We start from the raw sequence: 14,297 nt of genomic DNA, 5'->3' as shown, positions 1-14,297 counted from the left end.
TCTCGTTCGGTCCGGTCGACGCTCAGCCGGTGACGCCGGTCATCTCCATGTTCGCCTTCCCGGTGGACTTCTCGGTGAGCACCTTGCCGTCGTGCAGGCTCACGGCGAGCACCCGCTGCTTGGCGGGCTCGGTGATGTAGACGGTGGAGCCGATGACGTGCAGATCGGGCATCGGGTCCTTCCAGTCGTCCGGCTCGGTCCACGGGGCGATCAGCTGGTAGGCGGCGGTCTCCTTGCCAGTCTCGGGGTCGAAGACGTGCAGCTTGCCGTCGGCGCCGAGGATCAGGGCCTCGCCGTTCGGGCCGCGGCCCAGCGACCGGAAGCTGTAGGTGGTGTCGATGTCGACCACGCGGATGGTGCCGGTGCGGGTGTCGGTCAGCGAGAACTTCCGCGGCCGCTCCAGTTCGGCGTCCTTGTCGGTCTTGTAGTCGCCGAGGATGATCGGCGATGCGTCGCTGCCGGCCTGGTTGCCGATGCGCGCGTACGGTGCGGCGGCCTTGATCTTGGTGAACCGGTCGCCCTTCACCATCAGGATGCCGTCCTCGCAGCCGAAGGTGATCACGCCGTCCTTCCCGGCGGCCTCACCGTGCAGGCCGGGGCACTCGTCGTTCTCGGCGACGGTCTTGCCCGAGGCGTCACGGATGAACGCGCCGGTGCGGGTCTCAGAATCGCCCTTGGAGACCACCACGCTGCCGTCGGCGCGGGCGACGGCCACACCGTGGTGCGCCGGGACGGTGAACTCGCTCGCCACCGCGTCCTCGGTGCCGAGCTTCTTCGGATCGAGGATGCGCACCGCACCCGTGCCGTCGGTGAAGAGCACGGTCTTGTCGTCGTGCAGCACCACGTGCCCCGGCTTCTCTCCGGTGTAGTCGATGTCGGTGAACTTCGGCGCCGCGGTGTACGAGTGCCCGTGATCGCCGTGCGCCTCGGTCCAGGTGCCGACGTCGAGCAGCCGGAACCCGTCGGACGTCGAGACGAAGGCGTAGCGGCCGTCGCCCGCCTCGTTCACGCGGGTGAAGCCCTCCACCGGGACGTCGGCGACCTTCTCGAGCGTGGTCGCGTCGACCACGGTGACACCGCCGTCGTAGGTGAGGACGAGGCGCGGCTGGGCGGTCTCGTGTTCGGCGGCGTTCGACGCGGATCCGGCCGGCGAGTCGTGCTCGTCGTCGTTCGACGAGCAGCCGACCAGCCCGAGCACCGCCGCCGAGGACAGGGCGAGGAGTTTGACGCTGTTTCTCATGCGGGCCAGTGAACAGTCTGATGAAAATTATTGTCAAAAACGCATACGCGCATGCGTATCCCGGTCGACGGTCGGCGATCGTCGGACCCCGCGCCTAATGTTCAGGGCATGACAGGCGCTCCGCTCCCCCACGTCACCGCGATCACCCTCGGCGTCCGCGACGTCGAGACCTCGCACCGCTTCTACACCGAAGGCCTCGGATTCCGCCCGGTCAGCCGGATCGCCGACGAGATCTCCTTCGTCCAGGCCGGTCACGGACTCCTCCTGGCGCTCTGGAACGTCGCCTCCATGCCGAGCGAGTACGGCGACGTCGGGCACGGTCCGACGGCGCCGCCGATGTCCCTCGGACACAACGTGGCCGCCGAGCATCTGGTCGGCGAGCTGTACCGCCGGGCCCTCGCCGCCGGCGCCGTCTCCGTCGGCGAACCCGCCCGCCGGGAGTGGGGCGGCACGAGCGCCTGCATCGCCGATCCCGACGGCTTCCGCTGGGACTTCGTCCACAACCCGAACTTCGCGGTCACCCCCGACGGCGAGGTGACCGGTGTCTGATCAGCCGACCCACGCCCCCGTGCACCCGCCCAAGCGGGAGGTGTTCGACGTCCCCGCGCGCACCAACACCGACAACAAGGGCTTCGTGCGGCCCGTCGAGGAGTACCGCGCCACCGAGTACGGGCTCTACATGTCCCGGACCGCCGACCATCCCCGCTTCCATCACCTGGAGACCTGGCTGCTCCCGTCGCTCGGGCTGCGGGCCAACATCTTCCACTTCGTCGGCGGCTACCGCGAGGGGCAACGCCTCTACCTGGACGTCGGCCGCTTCCACGGTCCCGACGACGACGGGCGCTGGCACGCCGTGGACTGGTACCTCGACCTGGTCGACGCGCCCGGCAGCCCCCTGGCGCTGATCGACGTCGACGAACTCTTCGAAGCGCACGCCGCCGGGCTGGTCACCACCGCCGAGGCCACCGAGGCGACCGAGATCGCGGCGCAGGCGTTGATCGGCGCGGCCGTCGCCGGCGACGTCCAGTCGTGGCTCGACGCGCAGGTCGGCGAACGCCTGACCTGGCTCGACCGCCCCGCCTGACCGTCGGTGCGGCCGGGAACGGCGACGGGAAGCACGAAGCGATCTGGGCCACAGTCGCCCGTGCACCGTGATCGCCGTCGGCGCACCGTGTGCCAGAATTGCGGTCCTGGTTCGATCCTGTTCCCCCACAACGAGAGTCTGGACATCATGACCACCCCGAACCCGTTCATGTCGGAGCAGCCGGGCCGACCGGCACCGCAGGAGCCCCCGACTCCGGGTCATCCGTATCCCGGGTATCCGCAATCCGGGCATCCGTATCCCGGCGGCTCCTCGGGGGTGCCGCCTCAGATGCCTGCCGCGGCCTACGCCGCGCAGACTCCGCCGCCCCGGAAGCGGATGAACGCGGGGACACGCAAGGCCCTCTTCTTCCTCGCCGGCTTCGCCGTGCTCGGACTCCTGGCGGCGTTCGGCGTCTTCGACAAGAAGGAGGGCGAATCGGTCCAGACCACGACGCCGGGCACCTGCATCTCGATGACCGGCTCCGCCACGAACGTGAAGACCGAAGGCATCTCCTGCGACGACACCGGTCCGTCGTCGTACATCGTCGCGGCCAAGCTCGCCGACAACGAGGCCTGCAAGGCGGGCGGTTACTCCCTGTCGGTGTACGAGCACGGCCGCGGTTCGAGTCGTGACGTCCTGTGTCTGGTGCCGAACTACCGGGTCGGCACCTGCTACGAGGAGACCCGATTCGGACCGGAGATCAAGACCGTCGACTGCACGGAGTCCTCGACGGTGTCGGCCGCCCGGTACAAGATCACCGAACGTGCCGATTCCAAGAGCGTGTCCGACTGCGCCGACACGGAGAAGCAGAAGGTGTTCGCCTACGACATCCAGAGCGACCCGGCCCGCACGGTCGGGTTCTGCGCGGAGATCCTCGGCGCGGACTACACCTGGGAATGACGTCCCCGCACCCCGGCCGCCCGGTTCGCAGGACGCCCTGCTGACGAGTACCGAGGGATGCATCGCCGCCGAGATGTCAGACTGGACGGCGTGATCAAAGTGGGACTGACCGGCGGTATCGGCGCCGGAAAATCGACCGTGGCCAAGACCTTCGTCGACCAGGGCGCCTATCACGTCGACGCCGACGCCGTCGCTCGCGAGGTGGTGGAGCCGGGCAGCCCGGGGCTGGCCGCCCTGGTCGAGGCGTTCGGACCGGAGATCCTCGACGACGACGGCGCCCTCGACCGCACGGCGCTCGCGGCCCGGGCCTTCGTCGACGCCGAGAGCACCGCGACACTGAACTCCATCACCCACCCGTTGATCGGTGCGCGCACCGCCGAGTTGTTCGCCGCCGCACCGGAGGATGCGATCGTCCTCCACGACGTACCGCTTCTGGTGGAGAACGGCATGGCCCCCTTCTACGACGCCGTCGTCGTGGTGCACACCGACGCCGACGTCCGCCTGAAGCGTCTGGTCGACCACCGCGGCATGGATCCCGACGACGCGCGCCGGCGCATCGACCAGCAGGCCACCGACGACCAGCGCCGCGAGGTGGCCGACATCTGGCTGGTGAACCACGGGACGCCGGAGGAACTCGCCGCCGAGGCGCTCCGCGTGTGGAACGAGGAACTGGTCCCGCTGCGGGATGCCGCCGGCCGTTGAGATGCGAAGAACCCCCGTTCGTGAGAACGGGGGTTCTTCGTGACCTCAGGGATCGGGTCGACTCTCAGGGAGTCGGACGATCTCAGGCGTTGCCGGTCAGCTTCTCGCGCAGGGCGGCGAGCTGCTCGTCGCTGGCCAGCGAGCCGCCGGCCGGAGCCGAACCGCTGGAGCTGCTGCTCGAGGCGGCCGAACCGGTGGAGCTGGAGTAGTCTCCGGCGTTCTCGGCCTCGGCGGCCGCGGCGGCGAACTTCTCCATCTGAGCGGTGTGCATCTTGTGACGGCGCTCCGCCTCGGCGTAGCGGCCCTCCCACTCCTCACGCTGAGCGTCGTAGCCCTCGAGCCACTCGTTGGTCTCGGCGTCGAAGCCCTCGGGGAAGATGTAGTTGCCCTGCTCGTCGTAGCTGTCGGCCATGCCGTACTTCGAGGGGTCGAACTCCTCGGTGTAGTCCTCGTTGGCCTGCTTCAGCGACAGCGAGATACGACGACGCTCCAGGTCGATGTCGATGACCTTGACCATCGCGTCGTCGCCCACGGCGACGACCTGGTCCGGGACCTCGACGTGGCGCTCGGCCAGCTCCGAGATGTGCACCAGGCCCTCGATGCCCTCCTCGACGCGGACGAAGGCGCCGAACGGGACGAGCTTGGTGACCTTGCCCGGCACGATCTGACCGATCGCGTGGGTGCGGGCGAACTGACGCCACGGGTCTTCCTGCGTCGCCTTGAGCGAGAGCGAGACGCGCTCGCGATCCATGTCGACGTCGAGGACCTCGACGGTGACCTCGTCGCCCACGGCCACGACCTCGGACGGGTGGTCGATGTGCTTCCAGGACAGCTCGGACACGTGGACCAGGCCGTCGACGCCGCCGAGATCGACGAACGCACCGAAGTTGACGATCGAGGAGACGACGCCCTTGCGGACCTGACCCTTGGCCAGCTTGTTGAGGAACTCGCTGCGGACCTCGGACTGGGTCTGCTCGAGCCAGGCGCGACGCGACAGGACCACGTTGTTGCGGTTCTTGTCGAGCTCGATGATCTTGGCCTCGACCTCCTTGCCGATGTACGGCTGCAGGTCGCGGACACGACGCATCTCCACCAGCGACGCCGGGAGGAAGCCGCGCAGGCCGATATCCAGGATCAGGCCGCCCTTGACGACCTCGATGACGGTGCCCTTGACGGCCTCGTCACGCTCCTTGAGCTCCTCGATGGTGCCCCAGGCGCGCTCGTACTGAGCGCGCTTCTTCGACAGGATGAGGCGGCCTTCCTTGTCCTCCTTGGTGAGAACAAGTGCCTCGACCTCGTCGCCGACCTCGACGACTTCGCTCGGGTCGACATCGTGCTTGATCGACAGCTCACGCGAGGGGATCACGCCCTCGGTCTTGTAGCCGATGTCAAGCAGAACCTCGTCGCGATCGACCTTGACGATGGTGCCCTCGACGATGTCGCCATCGTTGAAGTACTTGATCGTGGAGTCGATGGCGGCAAGGAAGTCCTCAGCCGAGCCGATGTCATTGACGGCTACTTGCGGCGAGGTGATCGTGGGGGACGACATATGTTGAGGTGCTCCGGACAGGTAAGTAGTAGGTTGACGGCTCCACACGACACATCCGTACCGGTCATGTCGGGTTTCACCGATGGATCTCCCCGTTTCCGCAGGCCGCTCGAAGAGCATTCGGCGAAACCGGAGAACGCGCGCATCACGCACACGCGAGATATAGGCTACTCCACCCCTCTGCGCTGCACAAATGCCGTCACCGCCAATGCCGTCGCCGCCACGGGGACGCCTACCCTCGGAGACCATGACCTCCGACTCGCCTCGCCCACCCCGTCTCCTCGGCGCCGTCGACTCGGCGACCAGCGAATCCGCGAGCCGGTCGTGGTGGGACGACGAGGCCGACGGCTACCAGGCCGAACACGGCTCCTTCCTGGGCAATCACGTCCCCGGCGGCGACTTCGTGTGGGGTCCCGAACGACTCCGGGAAGAAGAGGTCGGCCTGCTCGGCGAGGTGACCGGCCGCGACGTGCTCGAGATCGGCTGCGGGGCGGCGCCGTGCTCCCGGTGGCTCGCCGCCCGCGGGGCACACGTGGTCGGGCTCGACGTCTCGGCGGGGATGCTCGGCCACGCCGTGGCCGCCATGGTGCACGACGACCGGCCCGTCCCCCTGGTGCTGGCCGGCGCCGAACACCTCCCCTTCGCCGACGAGTCCTTCGATCTCGCGTGCTCGGCGTTCGGCGCGGTCCCCTTCGTCGCCGATTCGGCGCGGGTGATGCGCGAGGTGGCGCGGGTGCTGCGCCCCGGCGGCCGCTGGGTGTTCGCCACCAACCACCCAATGCGCTGGATGTTCCTCGACGATCCCGGGCCCGAAGGCCTGAAGGTGCAGATGTCCTACTTCGACCGCACGCCGTATTCGGAGACCGATGCCGACGGGAAGGTCACCTACGTCGAACATCACCGCACGATGGGCGACCGGATCCGGGAGATCGTCGCGGCCGGCCTGATCGTCGACGACGTGGTGGAACCCGAGTGGCCCGACGACCTCGACGACGAGTGGGGTCAGTGGTCGCCGCTGCGCGGATCGTACTTCCCGGGCACGGCGATCTTCGTGTGCCGCAAGCCCTGAGACCGCCGGGCGGCACTCCGCTCTCCGCGGAGTCGCCCCGGCAGACGACGACGCCGACGCCCCCGGGGAGAGGGGCGCCGGCGTCGTCGTCCGACGGAGGTTCCAGCTTCGTCGAGGCTCTATCTATCTCACATGCGTGTCACTTCACATGCGTGTCGGCGACGCTCAGCGCGGCGTCGAGGATCTCCAGACCCTCGCGCACCTCGTCGTCGGTCACCGTGCACGGCGGCACCGCGTGGATGCGGTTGAAGTTCGCGAACGGCAGCATGCCCAGCCGCTTGGCCTCGGCGAGCGTCTCGGCCATCGCGGGGCTGCTGCCGCCGTACGGCGCGAGCGGCTCCCGGGTCTCCCGGTCGGCGACCAGCTCGATCGCCCAGAACACGCCCTTGCCGCGGACCTCGCCGACGCTCGGATGCCGCTCGGCGAGGTCGCGCAGCCCCGGGCCGAGCACGTCGGCGCCGATACGGGCCGCGTTCGCCACGATCCCCTCGTCCTCCATCGCGGTGATCGTGGCGACCGCCGCGGCGGTGGCCAGCGGATGGCCCGAATAGGTCAGCCCGCCCGGGTAGGCGCGCTCGGCGAAGGTCGCCGCGATCGCCTCGCTGATCGCGACGCCGCCCAGCGGCACGTATCCGGAGTTGACGCCCTTGGCGAAGGTCAGCAGATCGGGGATCACGCCCTCGCCGTCGTTGGACTCGGCGTCGAGACCGTCGATCGCGAACCAGTCGCCGGCCCGACCGAAACCGGCCATCACCTCGTCGACGATGAACACGATGCCGTGCCGGTCGCAGATCTCCCGCACCCCCGCCATGTAGCCGGGCGGCGGCACCATGATGCCCGCGGTTCCGGGGATCGCCTCGAGCACGATCGCCGCGATCGTCTCGGGCCCCTCCAGCGCCACCAGTCGATCGAGAATGCGCCAGTGCACGCTGCGACTCCTGCTCCGGCGTCTGCGCGTGGAACACCGAGCGGTACAGGAACGGGCCGTCGAAGTGCACGATCCCGTGGGCCCCGCGGTCGTTGGCCCAGCGTCGCGGATCGCCGGTCATGTTGATCGCCGTGTCGGTGCCGCCGTGGTACGACCGGAACCGGGTGAGCACCTTGTACCGGCCGGTGTGCAGCCGGGCCATGCGCACCGCGTGCTCGTTGGCGTCCGCGCCGCCGTTGGTGAAGAACACCCGGTTCAGGTCGCCCGGGGTGCGGTCGGTGATCAGCCGGGCCGCTTCGGAGCGGGCGTCGTTGACGTACTGCGGCGCGATCGTCGCCAGCCGACCGGCCTGGGCGGCGATCGCCGCGGTGACCGCCGGATGCTGGTGTCCGATGTTGGTGTTCACCAGCTGCGACGAGAAGTCGAGCAGCTTGCGGCCTTCGCCGTCCCAGACGTACGAGCCCTGCGCGGCGACGATCGTCATGGGGTCGATCAGCGCCTGCGCCGACCACGAATGGAAGACGTGCTTGCGATCCAGTTCGTAGGCGCGACGACCGGCCTCGATCGCGGCGTCGACCGGCTCGCCGGTCGGCAGGACGGCGTCGTTCAGGGTGGACGTCATCGGGTGTCCTTACTCTCGTGCGGGGCTGCGGTCAGGAGTTGGTCGGGAAACCGAGGTTCAGGCCGCCGTGGCTCGGGTCGAGCCAGCGGCTGGTCACGACCTTGCCGCGGGTGAAGAAGTGCACGCCCTCGGCGCCGTGCGCGTGGGTGTCGCCGAACAGCGAGTTCTTCCAGCCGCCGAAGCTGTAGTAGGCCATCGGGACCGGGATCGGGACGTTGATGCCGACCATGCCGACCTCGACCTCGTTCTGGAAGCGGCGGGCCGCACCGCCGTCGTTGGTGAAGATCGCGGTGCCGTTGCCGAACGGGTTCGAGTTGATGAGGCCCAGCGCCTCCTCGTAGCTCTCGACGCGGAGCACCGAGAGGACCGGGCCGAAGATCTCGTCGGTGTAGACGCTCATCTCGGGGGTGACGTGGTCGATCAGGGTCGGGCCCAGCCAGAAGCCGTCGGCCACGTCGTCGCCCTCGGCGACCACGGTGCGTCCGTCCAGCGCGATGGTCGCGCCTGCGGCCTCGCCCGCGGCGACGTAGGAGGTCACTCGATCGCAGTGCTCGCGGGTGATCAGCGGCCCCATGTCGGCGTTCGAGCCCTTGACGCCGTCTCCGGTGGTGAGGGTCTTCGCGCGCTCGACGATCTTGGCGACCAGCTCGTCGGCGACGTCGCCGACCGCCACGCACGCCGAGATGGCCATGCAGCGCTCCCCCGCGGCCCCAAATCCGGCGTTGACCATCGCGTCGGCGGCCAGGTCGAGGTCGGCGTCGGGCAGCACGACGGCGTGGTTCTTGGCGCCGCCGAGCGCCTGCACGCGCTTGCCGGCCGCGGTCCCGGTGGCGTACACGTACTGCGCGATCGGGGTGGAGCCGACGAAGCTGATCCCCTTGATCGCCGGGTTGGTCAGCAGCTCGTCGACGGCCACCTTGTCGCCGTGCAGCACGTTGAACACGCCCGCGGGCAGTCCCGCCTCGGCCCACAGCTCGGCGATCCAGTTGGTGGCGCTGGGATCCTTCTCCGACGGCTTCACCACGACGGTGTTGCCCGCGGCGATGGCGATCGGGAAGAACCACATGGACACCATCGCCGGGAAGTTGAACGGCGAGATGATGCCGACCGGTCCGAGCGGCTGACGGACCGAGTGCACGTCGACGCCGGTGGAGGCGTTCTCGGTGAACCCGCCCTTGATCAGCACCGGCATGCCGCAGGCCACCTCCACGACCTCCTGGCCGCGTGCGATCTCGCCGAGCGCATCGGAGTGGACCTTGCCGTGCTCGGCGGTGATGATCTCGGCGAGTTCGCCCTTGCGTGCGTTCAGCAGTTCGCGGAACCGGAACAGGACCTCCACGCGCTTGGCCAGCGAGGTGTCCCGCCAGGCCGGGAAGGCGGCCGCCGCGGCGGCGATCACCGCGCGGGCGTCGTCGACGTCGGCCAGCGCGACCCGACCGATCTCGGCGCCGGTCGCCGGGTTCTTCACCGGTGCGGTGCGTTCTCCCGAACCCGCGAAGGGCGCGTTGTCGATCCAGTGGGTGACGGTGGCGACAGTGCTGTCGGCGATGGTGGCGGTCATGGAGATGAATTCCTCTCAGCAGCGCTGTCGAGCGCGGATGTGCGTTCGCTTGGTTCCAGGTTCCCCGATCATTCCCGACACCGGGGCCGACACAGTGACATCCGAAAGGATATTTTCGCTACGATCTGTCAATGCTTCCCTCGATCCGTCAGATCCTCGAATCGGACCCCGTGCAGCGCGGCGAACCCACCGTGGTCGCCGGACACGCCGAGCTGGACCGACCGGTGCGCTGGGTGCACGTCTCCGAGGTCGCCGACCTCACCGCACTGCTCACCGGCGGTGAACTGGTGCTCACCACCGGTGTCGCGATGACCGATCCGGCCGCGGCCGACGAATACCTGCGCGGCCTGCAGGAGGCCGGAGCGGTCGGGCTGATCGTCGAACTCGGCCCGCAGATCACCGCGGTCGACCCCGCGTTCCGGCGGGCCGCCGACGAGCTGCGCTTCCCGCTGATCGCGCTGGCGAAGGAGACGCGCTTCGTCGACGTCACCGAGGCCGCGCACCGGCTGATCGTGGCCGAACAGTACGACGCCGTGGTCTTCGCCCACCGGGCGCACGAGGTGTTCAGCGAGCTCACCATGACGCGCGCCTCGATGGCCGAGATCGTGTCGGCGGCGGGCCGACTGCTCGACCTGCCGGTGGTCCTGGAAGACCTCAACCATCACGTCCTGACCGTGGCCGCCGCGACCGTCCCCACGTCACAGCTGCTGCGGGACTGGTCCAAGCAGTCCCGGCTCACGCCCTGGACCAGGGAGACCGCCCGCTCGGGCCCCGAGTCGTGGCTCGTGACCCCGGTCGGTCCGCAGCGCCGGCACTGGGGTCGACTGGTGATGCCCGGCCCCGACACCGCCGCGGACTCGGCCGAGGCCCGCATGGTCCTCGAACGCGCCGCGCAGGCGCTGACGCTGTGGCGCATGGTGGAGCAGGCCGAGGACTCCCTCGAACAGCAGGCCCAGAGCAGTCTGCTCGACGATCTGCGTCGCGGCCGGATCACCGACGAAGGTCTGGCGATGGCGCGGGCGAGCACCCTCGGACTGCAGCCGTCGATCACCTACATCCCGATGACCGTCCGTCTCACGGGTGCGCCGCGCACCGACCAGGTGGTGGCCCAGCGCCGACTGGCCCAGGTGCTCGACGCCACGCGCCGCGCCGTCGTCGTGCAGAAGCAGACCGCCCTGGTCGCCGACCGCCAGGGCCGGCACGTCGACCTCCTGCTGTCCCAGCCGCCCGGCGCCGACATCGATCTCCTGCTCACCCGGACGGCGGCGGAGATCCGGGCCGCTCTGCTCCGGCTCGACGGGATCGCCGACTGCGCGATCGGGGTGGCCGCGGCCTCACCTCGCCTGGTCGACGCCGCAGCCGAACTGGCCGAGTCGGCGCACATCGCCGAGGTGGCCATCGCCATGCCCCGCGACCCCGATCCGCTCGCCCGGCCCTACCACCGCGCCGCCGACGTCCGGTTGCGCGGTCTGCTGTATCTGCTGGCCGACGATCCGCGGGTGAAGGCCTTCGCCGAGACCGAGCTGCGCGGTATCCTCGACCACCGCGTCCGGCACGACGACGACGCCTACGACATCCTGCGCGCCTACCTCGCGGCCGGCGGCAACAAGTCCGAACTCGCCAAGACGCTGCACATGTCACGCCCCACCCTGTACGCGCGCCTCGCGACGCTCTCGCGCATCCTCGGCGTCGACCTGGAGGACGCCGAGTCGCGGACCTCGCTGCACACCGCCCTGCTGATCATGGATGCGGTCGAGCGCAGGCCGTGACCCGCATCGATGCCGTCCGGGCACCGCGGGTCACGACCTGCGCTCGAGTGAGTCGTACTACTGATCGACGACGTTGGGCAGGATCATCACCGGCACCGGCGCCGCCCGCAGGATGCGGGCCGCGGCGGTACCGAGGAAGATCTGCTGGGACGGCGCCGCCGCCCCGGAACCGAGCACCAGCAGGTCGTCGCCGTCCCAGCCGACGGACTCCACGGCGCTGCGCCAGTCCTCCCCGGAACCCATCTCCACCTGGAGGTCGGCGCCGGACATCTGCCCCCGGACCTCCTCCAGCTGCCGCCGGATGCCGTCCTGGGTCTGCTGCCACCACTTGTCCACCACGAGCGACTCCGCCGCCGGGGGCGCGCTGATGCCGACCGCCGCCACATCGCGGACCGCGAACGAGACGATGCGCAGCGGCACCCCCCAGCGGGCCGCGAGTTCGGCCGCGCCCGGGATCAGCCGGTGCACATCGGCCCGGCCGCCGTAGGAGACGGTGATCCGCCGGAACGGTCCCCGGCCGGCGAGGTAGCCACGCGGTGCGATCACCACCGGCGTCGACCCGCCGTGGACCACCCGGTTGGTGACGCCGCCGAGCGCGATCCGGCCGAGCAGGCTCGACGACGAGGCGCCCACCGTCACCACTCCGGCGTCGACCTCGCGGGCGTACGCCGCGAGCGTCTTGGCGATCGACGGCCCCACCCGCACGTCCACGGTGACCCCGCCGCTCGGCAGATCCTCCACCGCGGAGTGCAGGGCGCGCTCGGCCTGCACGGTCACGTAGTCCAGGTACTCGTCCTCCACGGGGTCGCTGTGCGGTGGCGAACGCCGCTCCACCACGGCCACCACCGAGATCGGCTCACCCGTCGTGGCGGCGAGTTTCACCGCCAGTTCGATCGGCGCCTGATTCCGGCGGGTGGCGCTGTATCCCGCGACGATCGTCATGGCTGCGGCTCCGGATCCTTGATCCGGGAGGTCACGTGCACCACCGGGATCATCCGGTACTGCTCCCGCGCCCGGTCGACGACGTCGAAGCGCTCCCAGACCGACTGCTCCGACGGCAGCGTCGAGATGACGATCTGGTCCGGGCCGAAGCTCTCGACCCCGTCGGCGAGGGCCCGGAGCGGCCGGGCGTCACCGAGCGTGCCGTCGACCCGCAGTCCGTCGCCGCGGAGGCTCTCCAGGGTCGCGTCCAGTCGTTCCTGTGCGATGCGTCGGGTCTCCTCGACCAGATCGAGCGGACCGTACCGGTCGGCCGCACCGGTCTCGACCGGGCTCTCCGGGACGACGACGAAGTACTCCGTCGTGTCGTCGACGCCGCGGGAATGCAGTTCGGCCATCAGCTCGTCGGAGTCGAGCGTCTGGTTCGCCAGAACCAGGACGCGCTCGGACTCGGCCGGCGCCTCGGCCACCTCGTCGATCGACCGGTCGTTGACGAACTTCCGGTTGACCAGGAACAGGACGACCACCAGGAGCCAGGCGCCGAGGCTCAGGAGGAGCTGCGAGCGGGTGCCGTCGTCGATGCCCATCTGCACCAGGATCGCCAGGATCGCGACCGCGGTCAGGATCGACAGCACCGGGAAGAGCCACATCTTGACCTTGAGCTGCTCGCTCCCGTTCCGGAATCGGAGGACGATCTGCGAGACGCAGATGATGCCGTAGACGAACAGGATCACCGCACCCGACGAGTTCAGCAGGAACGCGAAGATCGTGTCCTCCCAGAACGCCGCGGCGATGACGCAGATCAGGCCGATGACCGACGAGGCCAGAATCGCCTTGGACGGCACGCCGTTCTTGCTCACCTCGACGAGCGACGCCGGGGCCTCGCGGCGGGCCGCGAGCACGAAGAGCATGCGCGAGGCGGTGTACAGGCCGGAGTTCAGGCAGCTCAGCACGGCGGTGAGGACCACCGCGTTCATGATGTGCTCGGCGCCGGGGATCCCCATGGTCTGCATGGCCTGAACGAACGGCGAGGCGCTGCCGCCGTGGCCGCTGCTGCCCATGGTGTTCCACGGGACGATCACGACCAGCAGGAAGGTGGAGCCGACGAAGAACACCGAGATACGCGCGATCACCGAGTTCGCGGCCCGCGCGACGTTCTTCTCCGGGTTGTCCGACTCGGCGGCGGCGATGGTGGCGATCTCGGCGCCGACCATCGAGAAGATCACCGTGACCACACCGACGGTGACGGCCATGGCACCCAGCGGGAAGAACCCGCCGTGCGAGGTGAGGTTGGAGAAGTCCATCGAGACGCCGGGCCACCAGCCCATCACGAAGAAGACGCCGAGGCCGATGAAGAGCATGATCGCGGCGACCTTCACCCCGGCGAACCAGTACTCGAACTCACCGAACGACGACACCGAGAACAGGTTCGTGGCCGTCATCGCCACCATGAGGACCAGCGAGGTGAGCCAGAGCGGCGCCGACGGTAACCAGAACTGGATGATCTTGGCGCCGGCGATGGCCTCGAAACCGACGACCACCACCCAGAAGTACCAGTACAGCCAGCCGATCGAGAAGCCGGCCCAGTTGCCGAGCGCGGCGCGGGCGTAGTCGGCGAACGAGCCGGTGGTCGGGTTCGCGACGGCCATCTCGGCGAGCATCCGCATCACCATGATGACCAGCACGCCGGCCAGCGCGTACGTGATGAACGACGACGGACCGGTCTTGCCGATGACGACACCGGAGCCGACGAACAGGCCGGCGCCGATCACGCCGCCGATCGCGATCATCCTGAGCTGCCGGTCGCTCAGGCCCTTGTTGAGTTCCCCGCCGCCGCTCATCGCGTCGGTCTTCCGCTGGGGATCAGGCGTTTGTTGACGGGCATGCTCTCCTCGATTCCTTCGGCGAATTTGTGACTCACCGATTGGTTGTCC

The 14,297-nt window shown here is 69.3% G+C and carries 10 protein-coding genes and 2 pseudogenes; 6 read left to right on the top strand and 6 right to left on the bottom strand.

What is annotated here, in order from left to right; all coding sequences use genetic code 11:
* Positions 1 to 22: 22 nt before the first annotated feature.
* Positions 23 to 1,240, bottom strand: coding sequence for a hypothetical protein (locus tag QM809_RS12305; protein ID WP_415046067.1), 1,218 nt, complete (start codon positions 1,238 to 1,240; stop codon positions 23 to 25).
* Positions 1,241 to 1,348: 108 nt separating this feature from the next.
* On the opposite strand from QM809_RS12305, the gene QM809_RS12300 reads away from it, so the two are divergent.
* From QM809_RS12300 to coaE, 4 genes and pseudogenes are all read left to right on the top strand, one after another.
* A complete protein-coding gene (locus QM809_RS12300) occupies positions 1,349 to 1,789 on the top strand; it encodes a VOC family protein (protein ID WP_415046066.1) in 441 nt (146 codons plus the stop codon).
* A complete protein-coding gene (locus tag QM809_RS12295; RefSeq protein ID WP_415046065.1) occupies positions 1,782 to 2,324 on the top strand; it encodes a DUF402 domain-containing protein in 543 nt (180 codons plus the stop codon). Before QM809_RS12300 ends, QM809_RS12295 begins: the two co-directional genes overlap by 8 nt.
* Positions 2,325 to 2,471: 147 nt before the next feature.
* Positions 2,472 to 3,224: a hypothetical protein gene (locus tag QM809_RS12290; protein ID WP_415046064.1), complete on the top strand. Its 753-nt coding sequence runs from the start codon at positions 2,472 to 2,474 to the stop codon at positions 3,222 to 3,224.
* Between the two features lie 90 nt (positions 3,225 to 3,314).
* Positions 3,315 to 3,902 (top strand): annotated as a pseudogene (coaE, locus tag QM809_RS12285) (dephospho-CoA kinase); the annotation flags it as partial.
* Between the two features lie 106 nt (positions 3,903 to 4,008).
* On the opposite strand, the gene rpsA reads toward coaE, so the two are convergent.
* Entirely contained in the window at positions 4,009 to 5,475 is a 1,467-nt protein-coding gene (gene rpsA / locus QM809_RS12280) for a 30S ribosomal protein S1 (protein WP_415046063.1), read from the bottom strand.
* Positions 5,476 to 5,722: 247 nt separating this feature from the next.
* Here rpsA and QM809_RS12275 point away from each other — a divergent pair, with 247 nt between their 5' ends.
* Positions 5,723 to 6,544 (top strand): class I SAM-dependent methyltransferase, encoded by an 822-nt coding sequence (locus QM809_RS12275; RefSeq protein ID WP_415046062.1) that lies wholly within the window; start codon positions 5,723 to 5,725, stop codon positions 6,542 to 6,544.
* Between the two features lie 139 nt (positions 6,545 to 6,683).
* Here the strand turns inward: QM809_RS12275 and QM809_RS12270 are convergent.
* Positions 6,684 to 8,094 (bottom strand): annotated as a pseudogene (locus QM809_RS12270) (aspartate aminotransferase family protein).
* Positions 8,095 to 8,125: 31 nt separating this feature from the next.
* The gene (locus QM809_RS12265; RefSeq protein WP_415046061.1) at positions 8,126 to 9,655 is read right to left on the bottom strand and encodes a CoA-acylating methylmalonate-semialdehyde dehydrogenase; all 1,530 of its coding nucleotides are present in this window, start codon (positions 9,653 to 9,655) and stop codon (positions 8,126 to 8,128) included.
* Positions 9,656 to 9,786: 131 nt separating this feature from the next.
* Between QM809_RS12265 and QM809_RS12260 the strand changes: the two genes are divergently transcribed.
* Entirely contained in the window at positions 9,787 to 11,424 is a 1,638-nt protein-coding gene (locus tag QM809_RS12260) for a PucR family transcriptional regulator (RefSeq protein ID WP_415046060.1), read from the top strand.
* A 57-nt stretch (positions 11,425 to 11,481) separates the two neighbouring features.
* On the opposite strand, the gene QM809_RS12255 is transcribed toward QM809_RS12260, so the two are convergent.
* On the bottom strand, positions 11,482 to 12,366 hold the full coding sequence (locus QM809_RS12255) for a universal stress protein (RefSeq protein ID WP_415046059.1): 885 nt from the start codon (positions 12,364 to 12,366) through the stop codon (positions 11,482 to 11,484).
* Complete coding sequence (locus tag QM809_RS12250; RefSeq protein ID WP_415046058.1) at positions 12,363 to 14,204, bottom strand: amino acid permease; 1,842 nt, start codon at positions 14,202 to 14,204, stop codon at positions 12,363 to 12,365. The genes QM809_RS12255 and QM809_RS12250 overlap by 4 nt, the downstream gene beginning before the upstream one ends.
* Positions 14,205 to 14,297: the final 93 nt, after the last annotated feature.

Source organism: Gordonia sp. (in: high G+C Gram-positive bacteria), assembly GCF_047600385.1.
Lineage (GTDB): Bacteria > Actinomycetota > Actinomycetes > Mycobacteriales > Mycobacteriaceae > Gordonia.
Note: the sequence above shows the minus strand (reverse complement) of the source record. Positions and strands in the feature narration are given on the sequence as shown.